Annotated in this window: 19 protein-coding genes; 9 read left to right on the forward strand and 10 right to left on the reverse strand. The window is 67.7% G+C overall.

What is annotated here, in order from left to right:
• Positions 1–65: 65 nt before the first annotated feature.
• Positions 66–404, forward strand: coding sequence for an ArsR/SmtB family transcription factor (locus OHA10_RS20665; protein WP_371407871.1), 339 nt, complete (start codon positions 66–68; stop codon positions 402–404).
• The gene (locus OHA10_RS20670) at positions 401–1,402 is read left to right on the forward strand and encodes a cation diffusion facilitator family transporter (protein WP_371407872.1); all 1,002 of its coding nucleotides are present in this window, start codon (positions 401–403) and stop codon (positions 1,400–1,402) included. Before OHA10_RS20665 ends, OHA10_RS20670 begins: the two co-directional genes overlap by 4 nt.
• Here OHA10_RS20670 and OHA10_RS20675 read toward each other — a convergent pair.
• Positions 1,356–1,868, reverse strand: coding sequence for an N-acetyltransferase family protein (locus OHA10_RS20675; RefSeq protein ID WP_371407970.1), 513 nt, complete (start codon positions 1,866–1,868; stop codon positions 1,356–1,358). The two genes, OHA10_RS20670 and OHA10_RS20675, sit on opposite strands and share 47 nt — an antisense overlap.
• Before the next feature lie 84 nt (positions 1,869–1,952).
• On the opposite strand from OHA10_RS20675, the gene OHA10_RS20680 reads away from it, so the two are divergent.
• On the forward strand, positions 1,953–2,240 hold the full coding sequence (locus tag OHA10_RS20680; RefSeq protein WP_371407873.1) for a DUF1905 domain-containing protein: 288 nt from the start codon (positions 1,953–1,955) through the stop codon (positions 2,238–2,240).
• Here OHA10_RS20680 and OHA10_RS20685 read toward each other — a convergent pair.
• The 6 genes from OHA10_RS20685 to OHA10_RS20710 all read right to left on the reverse strand — a co-directional run bounded on the left by OHA10_RS20685 (position 2,209) and on the right by OHA10_RS20710 (position 9,645).
• On the reverse strand, positions 2,209–4,368 hold the full coding sequence (locus OHA10_RS20685; RefSeq protein WP_371407874.1) for a TIM-barrel domain-containing protein: 2,160 nt from the start codon (positions 4,366–4,368) through the stop codon (positions 2,209–2,211). The two genes, OHA10_RS20680 and OHA10_RS20685, sit on opposite strands and share 32 nt — an antisense overlap.
• Positions 4,369–5,448 (reverse strand): glycoside hydrolase family 15 protein, encoded by a 1,080-nt coding sequence (locus OHA10_RS20690; protein ID WP_371407875.1) that lies wholly within the window; start codon positions 5,446–5,448, stop codon positions 4,369–4,371.
• A 71-nt stretch (positions 5,449–5,519) separates the two neighbouring features.
• Positions 5,520–6,770 carry a sugar ABC transporter substrate-binding protein gene (locus OHA10_RS20695; RefSeq protein ID WP_371407876.1) on the reverse strand — a complete coding sequence of 417 codons (1,251 nt, stop codon included), beginning with the start codon at positions 6,768–6,770 and terminating at the stop codon, positions 5,520–5,522.
• 13 nt (positions 6,771–6,783) lie between these two features.
• Positions 6,784–7,587: a carbohydrate ABC transporter permease gene (locus OHA10_RS20700; protein WP_371407877.1), complete on the reverse strand. Its 804-nt coding sequence runs from the start codon at positions 7,585–7,587 to the stop codon at positions 6,784–6,786.
• Positions 7,580–8,449, reverse strand: coding sequence for a carbohydrate ABC transporter permease (locus OHA10_RS20705; RefSeq protein WP_371407878.1), 870 nt, complete (start codon positions 8,447–8,449; stop codon positions 7,580–7,582). Before OHA10_RS20705 ends, OHA10_RS20700 begins: the two co-directional genes overlap by 8 nt.
• Entirely contained in the window at positions 8,446–9,645 is a 1,200-nt protein-coding gene (locus tag OHA10_RS20710) for an ROK family protein (RefSeq protein WP_371407879.1), read from the reverse strand. The genes OHA10_RS20705 and OHA10_RS20710 overlap by 4 nt, the downstream gene beginning before the upstream one ends.
• Before the next feature lie 297 nt (positions 9,646–9,942).
• On the opposite strand from OHA10_RS20710, the gene OHA10_RS20715 reads away from it, so the two are divergent.
• Together OHA10_RS20715 and OHA10_RS20720 are read left to right on the forward strand one after the other, a co-directional pair.
• Positions 9,943–10,245, forward strand: coding sequence for a hypothetical protein (locus OHA10_RS20715; RefSeq protein ID WP_371407880.1), 303 nt, complete (start codon positions 9,943–9,945; stop codon positions 10,243–10,245).
• Positions 10,246–10,276: 31 nt separating this feature from the next.
• Positions 10,277–11,395, forward strand: a complete 1,119-nt coding sequence (locus tag OHA10_RS20720; RefSeq protein ID WP_371407881.1) for an epoxide hydrolase family protein — start codon at positions 10,277–10,279, stop codon at positions 11,393–11,395.
• On the opposite strand, the gene OHA10_RS20725 is transcribed toward OHA10_RS20720, so the two are convergent.
• Complete coding sequence (locus OHA10_RS20725; protein ID WP_371407882.1) at positions 11,385–12,329, reverse strand: zinc-binding alcohol dehydrogenase family protein; 945 nt, start codon at positions 12,327–12,329, stop codon at positions 11,385–11,387. The genes OHA10_RS20720 and OHA10_RS20725 overlap by 11 nt on opposite strands.
• Before the next feature lie 42 nt (positions 12,330–12,371).
• Here OHA10_RS20725 and OHA10_RS20730 point away from each other — a divergent pair, with 42 nt between their 5' ends.
• Positions 12,372–12,998, forward strand: coding sequence for a DUF2461 domain-containing protein (locus OHA10_RS20730; RefSeq protein WP_371407883.1), 627 nt, complete (start codon positions 12,372–12,374; stop codon positions 12,996–12,998).
• Positions 12,999–13,017: 19 nt separating this feature from the next.
• On the opposite strand, the gene OHA10_RS20735 is transcribed toward OHA10_RS20730, so the two are convergent.
• Positions 13,018–13,890 (reverse strand): helix-turn-helix domain-containing protein, encoded by an 873-nt coding sequence (locus tag OHA10_RS20735; RefSeq protein WP_371407884.1) that lies wholly within the window; start codon positions 13,888–13,890, stop codon positions 13,018–13,020.
• Positions 13,891–14,342: 452 nt separating this feature from the next.
• Between OHA10_RS20735 and OHA10_RS20740 the strand changes: the two genes are divergently transcribed.
• Together OHA10_RS20740 and OHA10_RS20745 are read left to right on the forward strand one after the other, a co-directional pair.
• Entirely contained in the window at positions 14,343–14,537 is a 195-nt protein-coding gene (locus OHA10_RS20740; RefSeq protein WP_137253335.1) for a hypothetical protein, read from the forward strand.
• Positions 14,538–14,566: 29 nt separating this feature from the next.
• The gene (locus OHA10_RS20745; protein WP_130383591.1) at positions 14,567–14,752 is read left to right on the forward strand and encodes a hypothetical protein; all 186 of its coding nucleotides are present in this window, start codon (positions 14,567–14,569) and stop codon (positions 14,750–14,752) included.
• Between the two features lie 240 nt (positions 14,753–14,992).
• On the opposite strand, the gene OHA10_RS20750 is transcribed toward OHA10_RS20745, so the two are convergent.
• Positions 14,993–15,226 carry a DUF397 domain-containing protein gene (locus tag OHA10_RS20750; protein WP_328997626.1) on the reverse strand — a complete coding sequence of 78 codons (234 nt, stop codon included), beginning with the start codon at positions 15,224–15,226 and terminating at the stop codon, positions 14,993–14,995.
• A gap of 271 nt (positions 15,227–15,497) precedes the next feature.
• On the opposite strand from OHA10_RS20750, the gene OHA10_RS20755 reads away from it, so the two are divergent.
• Positions 15,498–16,319, forward strand: coding sequence for a SigB/SigF/SigG family RNA polymerase sigma factor (locus OHA10_RS20755; RefSeq protein WP_137253337.1), 822 nt, complete (start codon positions 15,498–15,500; stop codon positions 16,317–16,319).
• Positions 16,320–16,334 lie beyond the last annotated feature (15 nt).

Raw genomic sequence — 16,334 nt, forward strand, 5'->3', positions numbered from 1 at the left:
GGGCGGTGGGGTGGGAGGAGAGCGACACAGCCGATTGTCGGGTTCGCCTGGTCAATCCTGAGCGTGTGGCCAGTGTCAACGCCAGGATGCCCGGCGAGGACGACATCGTCGACACCGCTGACGTCTTCGGGCTGCTCGGCGACCCGCGGCGACTGAAGCTGCTGGTCGCCCTGCTCGACGGGGAGCTGTGCGTCTGCGATCTCGCCGCGATCACCGGACTGAGCGAGTCCGCGACCTCGCATGCCCTCCGCCTGCTCCGCGCACACCGGGTGGTCTCCGTCCGGCGTGACGGCCGGAACGCCTTCTACCGCCTCGACGACGCGCACGTCCGGATGCTGGTCGACCTGGCCGTCGCCCATACCGAGCACACCGACGCGATCCATCCGGAGAGGTCGGAGTCATGAGCGAGGGCCACGGGCACGCTCAGGGGCACGGCCACGGGCACGGCCACGCGGTCAGCGCTCGGGCGGACCGCAAGCTGCTGAGCGGAGCCCTCGCGCTGATCGTCGGCTTCATGATCGCGGAGGTGATCGTCGGGTTCGCGGCCGGTTCGCTGGCGCTCGTCACGGACGCGGCGCACATGCTGACCGACGCGATCGCCATTGCCCTCGCGCTGCTCGCGATCCGGCTGGCCGCGAAGCCGCCGGCGGGCGGGTTCACCTACGGCTTCAAACGGGTCGAGATCCTCTCCGCGCAGGCCAACGGCATCACGCTGCTGCTGCTCGCGGCGTACTTCGTCTACGAGGCCGTCAGCCGGATGATCGATCCGCCCGAGGTCAAGGGCGCGCTGGTCCTGATCACCGGCGTCGTCGGTATCGCGGTCAACCTGCTCGCCACCTGGCTGATCAGCAAGGCGAACCGCTCCAGCCTGAACGTCGAAGGCGCGTTCCAGCACATCCTCAACGACCTGTTCGCGTTCATCGCGACCGCGATCGCCGGTCTCGTCGTCCTGCTCACCGGGTTCGCCCGGGCGGACGCGATCGCCGCGCTCGTGGTCGCCGTACTGATGCTGAAGGCCGGCATCTCACTGGTCCGCGACTCCGGCCGGATCTTCCTCGAGGCCGCGCCGAGTGCGATCGACCCGCAGTCGCTCGGCGCCGAGCTGTGCGCGATCGAGGGCGTCGTCGAGGTCCACGACCTGCATGTCTGGGAGATCACGTCGGGTGAGCCGGCCGCGTCGGCGCACATCCTGGTTGCCCAGGGCCTCGATTGTCATCAGATCCGGATCCGGATCGAGCAGGTCCTGGCCGAGCGCCACCACCTGACCCACTCCACGCTCCAGGTCGATCACGCGACGGCTGCGACCGGCGAAGCGCATTGCAGTGACGCCCACGGCGCCGTACATCGCTCGTCGATCACAGACGTTGGACGAGCACCTGACCCGGCCAGTCCGGCTCATTGACCCGCGGTACGGCGAACTCCACGTCGCGCGTGAACCCCTGCGCCTCGTAGTACCGGACGAGCGCGCCGTCGCCGCCCGCGAAGCAGTCGACGCGCATGACGCGCGCACCGGCCTCGCGTGCCAGCTTGCGGGCGTGGTCGAGCAGTACGCCGCCGATGTTCTGCCCGGCGGAGGCGCGCTCGGTCACGAGCAGACGGACGTACAGCTCGGGTTCGGTGGCAGCGGGCACGTACTCCATCGCCTGGCCGACCGCGAGCGCACCGACGACCCGGCCCTCGGCCTCACCGACCCAGAGCTCGCCGTCAGCTGCGAACCCGGTGATCTGCGCGACCCGGCGCGGGCTCGTCGAATGCGGCGACGTACCCCACTGCTCGGTCTGCCCACGCGCGACCAGCCACTCGGTGGCCCCGTCGAGCAGGGTGAGCACCGCCGGTACGTCGTCCCGCCCGGCCCGGCGGATCGTCATCTGCACATGTCCCAGAATAGGTTGGCGGTGGATGTCGAAAGCCCGTCCGCAGTCTCTACCTAGGGGTGTAGAGAGGAGCTCACCGTGAGCAAGAAGACCGGAAAGCTGGACAAGACCTTCACCGCGCCGCTGCTGAAGAGCGACGCCAAGGGCGGCTGGACCTATCTGCAGATGCCCGGCTCGGCCGAGTACTTCGGCACCCGCGGCCTGGTCAAGGTCCGCGGAACGATGGACGGCCACCCCTTCGAGAGCTCGTTCATGGCCCTCGGCGACGGGACCCACAAGCTGCCCGTCAAAGGCGACCTCCGCACCGCCCTCGGCAAGGAGCCGGGCGACGAGATCACCGTCCACCTGGAAGAACGCCTCGGCTGAGGTTCACCCCGGCGGTCCGCGTGTACACGGGCACGACCTCGAGCGGCACCTCGCGGGTGACGAGTCCGCCGGCGACGGGCTCGCCGGTCCAGGCGTCGTACCAGGTGCCCTCGGGGAGGTACGTCGTCCATGTGGTGGCGCCCGGCTCGAGTACCGGGTTGACCAGCAGGTCGTCACCCAGCAGGTACTGGTAAGGGTGGTTCCAGATCTCCGGGTCGTCGGCGTGGTCGAAGAAGAGCGGCCGGAGCAACGGACGGTCAGTGGCGATCGTTCGTGCGGCTTGCTCGGCCAGATACGGGACGAGCTGCTCGCGGAGTACGGCGTACTTGCGGAATATCGGGACGACGCGGTGGTCGCCCGTGGTCTCGGCGACGTGCCACGGCGTCCGGTCGCGGAGCGGACGCTGGTGGTGGTTGAACTCCGAGTGGTACTGCATGATCGGCAGGAAGGTGGACGCGGCCGTCGCGCGAAGGTAGAGCTCCGCGTCCGGCACCGGTCCGGAGAAGCCGGCCAGGTCCCAGCCCCAGTAGACGATGCCGCACGAGGCCGCGGTCAGGCCGGCGATGATCGAGGACCGGAACGCCTCCCAGGTGGAGTCCTCGTCGCCGGCCCAGAAGATGCCGTGCGCCTGCGATCCGGTGAAGCCGGCCCGCGAGAAGGTCACCGGGGCCTTGCCCGCCGATCGCAGCAGATCGCCGAAGGCCCGGGCGTAGTGCACCGGGAACAGGTTGTTCCCCTCGTCCCCGCGCCGGCCGTCGGCGTACCGCAGGTCGTGGCCCCAGGCGTGCTCACCACCGTCGGTCTTGAAGCCGTCGACATCGAAGTCCTCGACCAGGTAGCGGCGCTTCTCGGTCCACCAGTCCCGGGTGCGTTGCACGGACAGGTCGGGCATCAGCGCCTTCGGGAACCACCATCCCCGGTTGTGGTACGGCGTACTGTCGGCCTCCAGTACTGCGTGACCGTCGCGGACCATCGCGGCGGCGTCGGCTGCCACCTGCCCGGTGTCGAACTCGCTCTTCTGCAGCGGGATCTGCCAGAGCACGACCTTGATGTCTCGACGATGCAGCTCGTCGATCATCGCCCCGGGGTCCGGCCAGGCGCCGTCCTTCGGGTAGCTGAAGTCGGAGGCCTTGTGGGCCGTGCCGTCGGCCGTGACGGCGTACTGCGCATCGCGCCAGATCGTGATGCCTTCCTCGTCGCTCCAGGCCTCGATCACGACGGTGCCGACCGGGATCTCCAGCTCGCGATGGGTGTCCATCCGCGCCATCACCAGGTCCTGGGTGTTCCACTCGTTGCCGGAGGCCCACAACCGGAAGATCCAGTCCGGCAGCTCCTCGGCCCGGCCCACCTCGTCCAGGAACGCTGTCAGCACCTCGGTCGGTGAGCCCTGGTAGATGCCGAGGTCAACCACCGGTTCGTCGCCCAGGGCAACCTCTACGGTGAGCCCGGCGCCGTCGGAGGTGAACCAGGTTCGGCGGGACGTCCGCACGTGGAATCCCCAGCCGCCGTTCACCACGTGCGCGAACGGCATCGGCAGGTACGTCCGCCCGTGCACGCCCTGAGCCTTGTACTGCTCGAACACCATCGCGTCGAGCCGCTTCCCGCGCTGATCCAGCTGGTCGTACCGCTCGCCGAACCCGACCAGGTGATCACCGGCCCGCAACGGCAGCCGGAACCGCGCCCGATGCACGCCTGCCGCGGACACCAGCCACTCGACGTCGGTCACACGATCCTCGCCACCGCGCAGTTCACCACCTTCGCGTGTCCACTGCGCCGGTGAGACCTCGAACCAGGCCGTGGTCTCGGTCGCGGTCCGGAAGCGGTAGCGAACCGGCTCGGTCACCGGCGGAGTCATGACCGACCAACCGTCGTCGGCCCCGAGCGACTTCGCCTGCGCCTCGCTGAGATGGCCTTCGCCGCCGGCCAGCGCCGCCGCGTCGGCGGCCGCTGCCTCGGCGGGTGACATGTCGAGCGTCAGCGAACCCCACTCGCACACGACGGCGGTGACGTCGGGCGAAGCGACCACACCCAGGCGGAGTTGTTCTCCGACGAGCGGGAGCACCGGCACGCGCTGGTCCGGTGAGTTGGCGTAGGGGTGTTCGATGCCGTACGGGCGATGGATGAGCATTCAGACCTTCTCGGGGAGCACGCCGAGCTCGTCGGCGAGGATCAAGTACATGCCGTGGGACCAGAGCAGGGGAGTGGCGACGTTGCCCCAGCGGGCGATCCACTCGTCCCGGGATCCGGGGTGGAGCAAGTGGTGGGGGACCTGCTCGGGGAGCTCGCCGTCCGGCGTGGCCTGGTCCGCGATCCAGCGGAGGTGGCGCCACGCGCCGGCGCTGTCGCCTGCGACCGCCAGGTTCCACCCGAGCAACGCGGACAGCAGGATCCATTGGCCGCCGCCGTAGAACACATCAGCTGTGAAGCGGTGTACGCCGCCGTCCACGTCGAGCTCGTCGGCCACAGCGGTCAGCGTCGCCGCGCCGACCTCGCCGCTCACCAGCCCGAACGGGACGACGCAGGCCGGCAACGAACCGTCGACCGCTGACGTTCCCAGCCACTTGGTCAGCCGACCGTCATGGATGCCTTCAGCAACCACCAACGAACGGATGCGCTCGGCAACCTCGAGTACAGCCGCCTCCGTGTACGGCGCGATGGCGACCAACCCGCCGTAGATCGCGCCGAGCGTCGACACGTGCCGCTCCTCGACGTGCTCCTCCCACCAGTCGTAGCAAGGCCGGTCCCAGAACGCGACCAGGTAGTCGACTGCGACCTCGATCCCGCCCCGCCACCGGTCGAGCTCCAGCCCGTGCCGGACCGCGTGGCTGACCACCGACCACAGCCAGATCCCGTAGCCGTCCGTCTGGAAGTCCCACCACGGATCCGATCCGTCGCCGCCGTCGAACGTGAACCGGGTCGGCAGCATGTCCGCGTCGTCCGGCCGCTGTCCGCGCGCGTTCGCCGCACATAGCTCGTCCACCTGTCGACGGCGACTTCGCAGTACGCCGTCCGCCCAGTCGTGGAACCGGTCCGCCGACGCGATGTCGCCGTACCGCGAGATCCCCTCCGCGGTGAACGATCCGTCCCGCAACCAGGCGTACCCCCGGTAGGCCGAGAAGGTGGGCGCAGCCGGATACGCCCCACCTGCATCCTGATTGCCGGTGATGACTGCGTGGCTGACCTCGGCCAGCTCACGCAGTCGTTTCACATCTACTCCTCCGCGGTTCCCCGCCCCCGAGCGAACCGAGGGGGCGGGGTCCTTTGTCCTTGTTCTTTCCTTCACTTCTTGAGAAGGCCGTTCACCTTGGACTGGGCGTCGGCCAGTGCCTTCTCGACCGTCTTGCGGCCGGCCGCAGCAGCGGTCAGTTCCTGCGTGACGGTGTCCTGCATCTCCTGCTGGCGTTCGACGACCGGCGGCAGGACCGGCTTCTCGAGTGCAGTGAAGACCGCCTCCCGGTTGGCCGGCTTCGGCTGGTCGAGGTAGCTCTTCAGTTTGCTCTCGTCGGCGATCGGCGGCAGCTCCCACGACGACGCGAGCCGGGTCTTGGTCGTCTCGTCGGACGACGACAGATAGGTGATCCACTTCTGCGCGGCGTCGGCGTTCTTCGATGCCGCGTTCACCACCAGGCCGTTCGCGAACATCGCCGACGCCTTCTGCGTGTTGCCGGGCTCGACCACCACGTCCCAGTCGAACTTCGCACCGGACAGCGCGGAGAACATCCAGATCCCGGTGTGCCACATGGCCAGCTTCCCGGACGTGAACAGCTTCGTGTCGAAGTCCGGCGTACCGGCGCCGTCGGCCTCGGTCGGCATCGTCTTGCCGACCTTGTCGACGAGGAACTTCGCCGCCTCGACACCCTGCGGAGAGTTGAACGTCGCTTCGGTCCGGTCCGCGTTCAGGAACTCGCCGCCGTTCTGCGCGAGCACCTTGTAGAACTCGTTGTACGAGACCGGCTGGTAGTCGCCCCACACCTTGGTCGCCTTGTTCGTCAGCTTGGCGGCCGCGGCCTGCTCGTCCTTCCAGGTCCAGTCGGCCGTCGGCTCGGCGACCCCGGCTTGCTTGAACAGAGCCTTGTTGTAGAACAGCACGACGTTCGAGAACGACTCCGGTACGCCGTACTGCTTGCCGTCGGTGTTGAAGGCGTCGTACAGCGACTTCTTGTAGACCGACGAGTCGACGCTCTTCAGTTCGGCCAGCGAACCGTTCGTCGCATACGTCACGAAGTTCTCGTAGTTGAGCTCGAACGCGTCGGCCGCGGTGCCGCCGGCGACGGCCGTCTGCAGCTTGGTGAAGTAGTCGGCGTACGGCACGGTCTCGACCTGCACCGTGATGTCCGGGTTGGCTGCCTGGAAGGCGGTGACGATCGCGGTCAGGTCCTTCTCGTGACCGTCGTTCGACGAGAAGTTCATGTACCGGACGACCGACTTGCCGTCCGGTGCGGCGGCTTGCTTGGTCGCGGATCCCTGGCCGCAGGCGGTCAGTGCGAGCGCGGCGGCCGCCCCGACAGCCGCGAATTTCAGTAGACGCATGGTGATTCCCCTCCTACTTGATACCGGTGTGTGCGACACCGGCGATGATGTGGCGCTGCGCGAGCAGGTAGATGACCGCGATCGGCACGATCGAGACGACCGAGCCCGCCATCACGACATTCCATTGGGTGGTGAACTGGCCTTGCAGTGTCGACAGGCCGAGCGGCAGCGTCATGAATTCCGGTGACCGGATCACCACCAGCGGCCAGAGGAAGCTGTTCCAGCTGCCCATGAACGCGAACACCGCGACCGTCGCGAGCGCGGGCCGGATCAGCGGCAGCACGATCGTGGTGAAGATGCGCAGATGCCCGGCGCCGTCGATCGTGGCCGCCTCGTCCAGCTCGGCCGGTACGGCGCTGACCGCCTGCCGGAGCAGGAACACGCCGAACGCGGACGCGATCGTCGGCGCGAGCAGGGCGAAGTACGTGTCCTGCAGGTTCAGCGTCTTCATCTCGATGAACAGCGGTACGACGAGCACCTGCAGCGGGACCATCAGCGTGGCCAGGTAGCAGCCGAAGATCACGTTCTTCAACGGGAAGTGCAGCCGGGCGAACCCGTACGCCGCCATCGAGCCGGTGATCAGCTGGAACCCGGTCGAGGCGATCGCGATCAGCAGCGAGTTCGCCAGGATCCGCCAGATCGGCATCGCGTCGAGCAGCGTTCGGTACGCGTCCAGGGTCGGGTTGTGCACGATCAGCGTCGGCCCGTCCGCCAGCGAGCCGTCCGGGGTGATCGAGGTGATCACGGTCCAGAGGAACGGGAACAGCATCACGGCCGCGCCGACCACGACAGCGGCGTACAGCCAGAACCTACGCATAGTGCACCCACTTCCGCTGGCCGCGGACCTGGAGCACGGTGATCAGCAGGATCACCGCGAACAGGATCCAGGACAGCGCGGAGGCCTCACCGGCGCGTCCGTACCTGAACGTCAGGTCGTAGATGTGCCCGACGACCACCTGGCTGCTGCCGGACGGGCCGCCGCCGGTCATCACGTACACCTGGTCGAAGACCTGGAAGCCGTTGATCAGCGAGATGACCACGACGAAGAACGTCGACGGTGACAGCAGCGGCAGAGTGATCCGCCAGAACCGTTGCCAGGGGTTCGCGCCGTCCACCAGCGCAGCCTCGTACACATCCGACGGGATGGACTGCAGCCCGGCGAGCAGGATGACCATGACGAACCCGAGGTCCTTCCAGGCCGACGACAGGATCACTGCCGGCAGCGCCCAGTGCGGGTCCGTCCACCAGCCGGGCCCGGGGACACCGAAGAACCCGAGGATCTGGTTGACCAGTCCGTTCGCCGGGTTCAGCAACCACTTCCAAACGAGCGCCACGACCACCCAGCTGGTCACGACCGGCAGGAAGTACGTCGCTCGCAGGAACGCGCGGCCTTTCAGTCGCTGGTTGAGCACGAGCGCCAGCGCGAGCCCACCGGCGTACACCAGGGGGAGATAGCCGACGACGTAGATCAGCGTGTGCAGGAAGACCTGGCGGGTCGTCGGGTCGGTCAGCAGGTTGGTGTAGTTGTCGAGGCCGACCCACTGCATGGGTGAGATCAGGTTCCACTTGTGCAGGCTGACCCACAGGCTGGACACCATCGGCACCAGCGTGAACGCGACCAGCGGGATCGCGCTGGGCAGCAGGAAGAACAGCACCCACCCCAACTTCTTCGCCCTCACGAGGCTCCCAGCCGGGCGCGGACCAAACGGCTCTGCTCGCCCCCGTTCCCGGCGGCGTCGAACGGTGACGCCAGTACCAGCGACGCCGCCCCGCGGGCCCACTGGTCCTCCGTCCACGGCTCGACCAGTACCTGCACGTTTTTGCGGGCCGGCAGCAACGACCGCCGGAAGGACGGCTCGAACCCGCTCTGCCAGAACTCCCATCCGTCCACCCCTTCACCAAGCAGTACGACGACCTCCGGGTCGACCGTGTGGATCACGCCGGCCAGCGCGCGACCGAGCAGCTCGCCGGCCTCGGCGTACACCGCCCGGGCTGTCCCGTCCCCAGTTGTTGCTGCGCGCAACAGTCCGGCGAGCGTGCCGCGCGGACCGATCACACCGCGGTCGCGCGCCGTCCGGGCCAGTCCGTCGGCGCCGATGTAGGCCTCCAGGCAACCGGTCGAGCCGCAGGTGCAGACCGGCTGGTCCACGTCGGCCCAGACCGGGATGTGGCCGATCTCGCCGGCGCCGCCGTTGGCGCCCCGGTAGATCGCGCCGTCGACGACGATCCCGCACCCGATCCCGCGCCCGATCGTGACCACCAGGTACGACGAGTGCTCGCGACCGATCCCGTACAGCCGCTCGGCCGCGGCCAGCGTGTTCACGTCGTTGTCGACGAGCACCGGCGTACCGACGGCCTCCCGCAGGATCGGCCCGACCTGCGCGGCCCGCCAGCCCAGCGTCGGCGCGTCGACGATCCCGGAGGCCTGGGAGTCGACCGATCCGGGCACGCCGACGCCGACACCGAGCAGCCGGTCGTCGAGGTCGTCGACCTCGGTGGTGAGGATCCGGCCGAGCTGGTCGAGCGCGTCGGTGGCGCCGGGATCGAAGTCGTGCGACCGGCTCGAGCGGACGGTGCCGTCGAGCTCGACGGTCACCACCGCGACGTGGTCGGCGGTGACCTTCGCGCCGAGGGCGACGCCGGCCTGGCTGGCCAGACCGAGCAGCCGCGCGGGCCGGCCGCCGTTCGACGGGACGGACTCGAGCTCCTCGACGATCCCGCGGGCGATCAGGTCCTTGGTCACCTGCGTGACGGTCGCCGGGCTGAGGTCCAGGCTGCGGGCGATGGCGGTCCGGGACGTGGGTCCACGGGTGCCGAGCAACACCACGATGCCGGACGGCACCAGCTCACCACCACGGGGGCTCTGACCGCTCACCGAATCACTTCCTTCAGGACTAAATTTAGTCTGAAAGTAAGCAGTTCGGGCCGGGCTGTCAAGAGTTCTGTCCGGCGGTCCGGCGGGAGAACACTCCGAGTGACAGTGACTCTCATTTGATCTGAGATCACCGTCACAGCCGGTCATGTTCTGAGTAAGGACTCTGTGAAGAATCAGTCCTGACCGCCTGCTCGGGTGGGGATCACCGCGGGCCTGACCGTAAGTTCGATTCTTGGGTGGTCCGTCGAAGTCAGGAGTGATCGAAGTGCTACGGGGCTCACGGGGCGTGCCGTCGGCATGCCCACAACCAGCGGATCCGGTCTGACCGTGATCACGCTCAACAAGATTCTCGGCGCGGCCGGGGTGGTGCTGCTGCTCGTCGGCGGCCTGCTCGGGTTCCGGTCGGTCTCGGCCAGCGGTACCCGCTGCGGCTCGGCGTTCCAGCCGGCCGGTGGGATCACGCCGATGGCCTGCGACAACGCGCTGAGCAGTGCGAGCACGCTGGTCACGATCGTGATCAGCGCCGGTGTGCTGTGCCTGATCGCGGCTGTCGCGATCAAGGTCGTCCGCGACCGGACGCACGACGAGGTCACCGCCTGAGCCCGTCGCACTGGTGTGGCAGGGTGCCGGGGTGACGATCGAACCGTTCTGCCTGGACGTGCCGGACAGCGAGCTGGACGACCTGCGCCGGCGCCTCGACCTGGTGCGCTGGCCCTCCGAACTGCCCGGCGTCGGATGGTCCCGCGGTGTCCCGCTGGCCTATCTCCAGGACCTGGTTGCCTACTGGCGGTCCTCCTACGACTGGCGAGCTGCCGAAGCGCGGTTGAACGAGTGGCCGCAGTACACGACCGTGATCGACGGAGCTCGGGTTCATTTCGCGCATCTGCCGTCGACGGACCCGGCGGCGATCCCGCTCGTTCTCACCCACGGATGGCCCGGGTCGGTCGTCGAGTTCACCGAGGTCGCGAAGCTGCTGACCGACTTCCACCTGGTGATCCCGACCATCCCGGGGTTCACGTTGTCCGGCCCGGTGGAGGAGCCCGGCTGGGAGTTCAAGCGCGTCGCCCGCGCGTGGACCGAGCTGATGACGCGGCTCGGCTACCGGCGGTACGGCGTACAAGGTGGCGACTGGGGTTCGGCGATCTCCCGCGAGGTCGGGCGGATCGATCCCGAGCGCGTGATCGGCGTACATCTCAATCTCATCCCCGGAGCGGGGGCGACCTCCGAGCCGACGGCGGAGGAGCTTGCCCCGCTCGATCCGGTTGAGCGGGAACGCACCTGGGCGTCGTGGCGCCGGCAGCAGGAGTTCGCTTCGGAGCAGCAGGGGTACGCCGATCTGCAGTCGACGCGACCGCAGACGCTGGCGTATGCGCTGACCGACTCACCGGTCGGGCAGATGGCGTGGATCGCGGAGAAGTTCGCGACCTGGGCGGATCCGGCCGCGCCGATCGACCGCGACGTACTCCTGACCAACGTGATGCTCTACTGGCTCACGCGGACTGCGGGTTCGGCGGGCGCGATCTACTACGAGCGTGCGCATGCGTCGTACTGGGGCCGGCCGGCCGAGCCGTCGCGGACGCCGACCGCGTTGCTCGATCTGGCGCACGAGAACTTCATCCCGCTGCGGCACAAGGTCGCCCGGAGCGACAACATCGTGCGGTGGACCAGTCATCCGCACGGCGGTCACTTCGCCGCGCTCGAACAGCCGGCCGTGCTGGCCGAGGACATCCGCGCGTTCTTCAGGGCTTGAGAATCAGCTTGCCGGTGGTCCGGCGGGCGAGGAGGTCCTCGTGCGAGCGGCGAGCCTCCTCGAGCGGGTACTCCGCGCCGACGAGCGGGCTGAGCTTCTTCGCAGCGGTGAGGGCGAGCAGCTCGGTCAGCGGTTCGACGTACCCGCCGGGGAGGTCCATCGCCGGGACGAGCCAGAAGCCGGCGACCGAAAGGTTGCGTTGGGCAAGCGCGCTCGGGTCGACGGACGGCCGGCCCTCGCGGCTCGCGTTGCCGTAGTTCACCAACCGTCCGAATCCGTTGAGGCACTCGAGTCCGGCCAGCATCGTTGCCCCACCGGTCGAGTCCAGCACGACATCGACCCCACCGGTAGCCTGGAGCACTCTCTCGGCGTACCCGTCCTGGTTGTTGTCCAGAGCAACATCTGCGCCGAGGTCGAGTGCCAGCTCTCGCTTGGCCGCGGTCGAGGCGGTCGCAATGACCTGCCCAGCTCCGAAGTGTTTCGCCAGCTGAATGGCGAGTGACCCGACTCCGCCTGCCGCCGCGTTGACCAGGACGGTCTCACCGGGGCTGAGTCGCGCACTGTTCTTCAGCACGTGCCAGGCGGTCAGTCCTTGGATGAGCAGCGCGAGCGCCTGTCCGTCGCTGACCTCGTCCGGTACGTCGACGGCGCGGTGTGCCGGCGCGACGGCGTACTCGGCGTACCCGCCGCCGGTCTCGAAGATGGGGGAGAGGATGCGGCGACCGTCCGTCCGGCCGACGATCTCGACACCGGGGACGAACGGGAGCGTGACGCCGCCGCGGTACGAGCCGTCGGTGCGATGCGTGTCGGCGAAGTTCACCCCGGCGGCGCTGACCTCGACCAGGAGCTGGTCCGGTCCGGCGACGGGCGGGTCCAGCTCGGTCGGGACGAGAACCTCGGGACCGCCGAACTGGGTGACCTGGATCGCGCGCATGGGGGTGTCTGTCCGTTCTGTCGGGCGAACTATCGTTGCCGCATGAGTTTTACCGGTTTTCCGGCTGCGGCGCTGGATTTCTACGACGATCTCGAAATGGACAACACCAAGTCGTTCTGGACGGCGCACAAGGAGGTCTACGAGGAGTCCGTCCGCGCACCGATGACCGCGCTGCTCGCGGAGCTCGAGGAGGAGTTCGGCACGGCGAAACTGTTCCGCCCGTACCGCGACGTCCGCTTCGCGAAGGACAAGACGCCGTACAAGACCCACCAGGGCGCCTTCATCGACCTGGCTCCGGCCCTGGGCTGGTATGTCCAGGTGTCCGCGCCCGGCGTACGAGTAGCCGCCGGCTTCTACGACGCATCCTCCGAACGCCTGGCCCGGGTCCGCACCGCGATAGCCGAGGACCGCCGAGGCAAACAACTGGAAAAACTCCTCGGTAAGCTCACCCGAGCCGGCTGGACGGTCGGCGGCGACAAACTCAAAACCAGTCCCCGCGGCTACGACGCGGACCACCCCCGCATCGACCTACTCCGCCACAAGTCCCTCACGGTCTCCAAGTCCTACGGCTTCGAGCCCATCATCCACACCCCCGAACTAGCCACCCAGATCCGCACCGACTGGCAAGCCACCAAACCCCTCCTGACCTGGCTCACCGACAACAGCTGACGAGGTCAGGTGATGGAAGTCAGCGCTCGAAGTCCTTGCGGATGTCGGTGAGGATGTCGCGGGTCTTGTTCGGGGGTGGGGCGGCGACGCAGAGGGCTTCCATGGTGGCTGTGTACTGGTCGAGGTCTTCCAGCTTGTCCAGGTACAGGGCGCTGGTGAGGTGCTCGATGTAGACCATGTCGGGCAGGTCCTGCTCCGGGAAACGGAGGATGCTGTAGGCGCCGCCGGTGGCTGCGTGTCCGCCGACGCTGAACGGCATCACCTGCAGCGTGACGTTGGGCAGCTGCGACGCGTCGATCAAGTGGTTGAGCTGCTCGATCATGCTCTTGACGCCGCCGATCGGCCGGCGCAGTACCGCCTCGTCCACGACAGCCCAGAGACGAACCGGCTCCGGGCGGCTCAGCACGCCCTGGCGGTTGGTCCGCAGCGTGACGCGGCGCTCGACCTCCTCGCCGGGGATCATGCCGCGACCCAGCTGGACCACCGCGCGGATGTAGTCGGGCGTCTGCAGCAGACCGGGGATGAACTGGAGCTCGTAGACACGGATCAGCTGCGCCGCCGCCTCGAGGTCCAGATAAGAGTGGAACCAGCTCGGCAGTACGTCGCCGTACCGGTGCCACCAACCGGGGTTGTTCGCCTCACGCGCGAGTCGCAGCAGCCGCTCGCGCTCTTCGTCGTCGTCGAGCCCGTACAGACCGAGCAGGTCGCCGACGTCGCGTTCCTTCAGGCCGACGCGGCCCAGCTCCATCCGGCTGATCTTGGACTCCGACGACCGGATCTCCCAGCCCGCGTCCGACCGGCTGATACCGGCGGCCACCCGCATCCGGCGAAGGTGCGCTCCGAGAATGACGCGCAGCGCGGTCGGTCCGCTTTGCGCGCCCGACTCGGTCACCCCAACCTCCCTGCGGCCCCAGCGGTCTTCATCAACAAGCAACCTCACCCGCGAGTGCACATCATCGCACGCCGGGGCGCTGATCTGCCGAAGTTCTTACAAAAGAGCGTCGAATCCGCAGCAGCGATCACGGAGCGTAAGCCTAGCCGATCCACCCTGGGCTCAATTTGTCAGTACATAGTACTCCGGTAATGCGCCGTCGAACACCGTTCGCCACCCCTCGATCGAGCCTGATCCAGGCGGGATGGGGTCTGTTGTGGTCTCGAATTGGAAAACGTGCGGATGCACGTGCATCGGGCGCTTGCATTCGTCGCGTGCCGACGCCATGATTGCTTCATGCACAGAAGGTGAGCTGAATCTCGCGAAAAGTGACATCGCGTGATCCAGCAGGCCGGTCCTTACAGAGCGCCAATGGCCCCCCGTTGGCTTGACTGGTTGGGGAACCCGAGTCGATGAACGACAACGACAGTGAGGTTGTGGAGCAGACCGCCGAGCTTGCCGGTGGCCGCGCGCCCGAGGAGCTGACGGAGCGGGAGATCCAGGAACTGGTTGCGCGTTGCCCCGAGCAACAGCGCTGGGCCTTCGAGGGCTGGTTGCGCGGCGTTCGCCAACTCGACGGCGACCCGATCGTGAGCCTGGCCCCATGACCACCGACAGAGCAGGAGGAGGACGGAAAATGGTGCGGATCTGGTTGGGCGACCACCTGATCGCCGAGTACGTCGCCGAGCCGGACCGCGCGTCGCGGTACCAGCGGGTGATGACGCCGAAGTTCACCGGATTGCGAATCACCGTTGACAATGCGGCCACCGGGAAGGCATCGGAGCTGCCGAGCGAGCAGCTCTGGCCGCTCACCGTCCAGTAGTTCAGTACTCGCCCCTCAGACACGCCAGGGTCGACTCTCGCCGGAGGGTCGGCCCTGGCGTTTCCATGTCCTCGTCCAGGAGTTCGGCACCTCGTCGCGGGGTGGACCCGCCGGCCTCCGCCGGTCGTCGGTCCGGCCGGCCGACGCTGCCGCCGAGCGGGCACACGAAAGGGCCCCTTCGTCACTCGCCTGGCGAAGGGGCCCTTGCTTTTCGTGTTGCTCCGAACCGCTCTGTGGTGCTCAGGCGAGGTAGTCGAACTCGCCGTCGTGAACGCCGCCGAGGAACGCCTCGATCTCGGCCTTCGTGAACACCAGGGCCGGGCCGTCGGTGAAGCGCGAGTTGCGCACCGCCACACCGCCGTCCGACAGCTTCGCAACCTCGACACAGTTGCCGTTGGGGCCGCTGCGCTGGCTCTTCTTCCAGATCAGCTCACTGTTCGAGTCGCCGGGCATGCCGTTGTAGATCGCAGTCATCAGCTGCACCTTCCATACGTCCTTGGCATATGCACGTGCATTTGGCCTTGCATCTGCATCGTACACACTTTTGGGTCATGTGTCCGCTCCCTTACTTCCTGTGATCGTGTCGCGGTCAAACGCCCGTTCGACGGCGTGTCCGGTCGCGATCAGTGACGGTTTCGGGATTCATGCATGAGAAGCAGACAGGTGGGGTACGACTTCTCTTGCAGGCATGACCGTGGTTCAGCGAAGTGCCACGCCGTGACGAGACAGTCGCGAGGTCATACCAATGGTCACGAGCATCATGGAGCGGGTTTCCACCCGCTGCGCCACCCCGGCCGATCGGGCCGCACGTGAAGCAGCTACCCGGAAGCTGATGGAACGCCGGGCTGCCAGTACCGCCGAAGGCGAACGGCAGGAACTTCTCGAACAAGTCGTCGAGCTCAATCTGGAAATGGCGCAGGGCATCGCGCGCCGCTTCCGCGGGCGCGGCGCCGAGTCGGACGACCTGGAGCAGGTCGCTTATCTGGGGCTGGTGAAAGCAGCCCATCACTACCGGCTCGAAGCAGACACCCCGTTCATCGGGTTCGCCATCCCGACCATCCGCGGCGAGGTCAAGCGGTACTTCCGCGACTGCGCCTGGACGGTGCGGATCCCGCGCCGGCTGCAGGAGATGCAAGGCACGATCGCATCGAAGCTGCCGGAGCTGGAGCAGCAACTGAACCGCGAACCGACGCCGGCCGAGATCGCCGAGCACCTCGAGGTCGAGGTCACCGAGGTCGAGCAGGCGCTGGCCGCGAAGGGCTGTTTCAATGTGCTGTCGCTGGACCGGCCGGCCGAGGCCGATGCCGAACTGACGCTGGCCGACGTCGTCGCCGACGACGATGACGCGAGCATCGACCAGTTGGAGACGGTCGAGATGCTCGAGCCGGTGCTCGCCGATCTCGGCGAACGCGACCGGCGAATCCTTCAACTGCGCTTCATCGAGGGCTGGACGCAGTCGGAGATCGGCAACGACATCGGCGTCAGCCAGATGCAGGTGTCCCGGGTGCTGCGCCGGATCCTGGACGACCTCCGCGACAAACTCGCCCCGACCCAGGCTGCCGCCTGAGAGTTGCCCGCAGCA

This window comes from Kribbella sp. NBC_00662, from assembly GCF_041430295.1.
In the GTDB taxonomy this organism is placed as follows: domain Bacteria; phylum Actinomycetota; class Actinomycetes; order Propionibacteriales; family Kribbellaceae; genus Kribbella.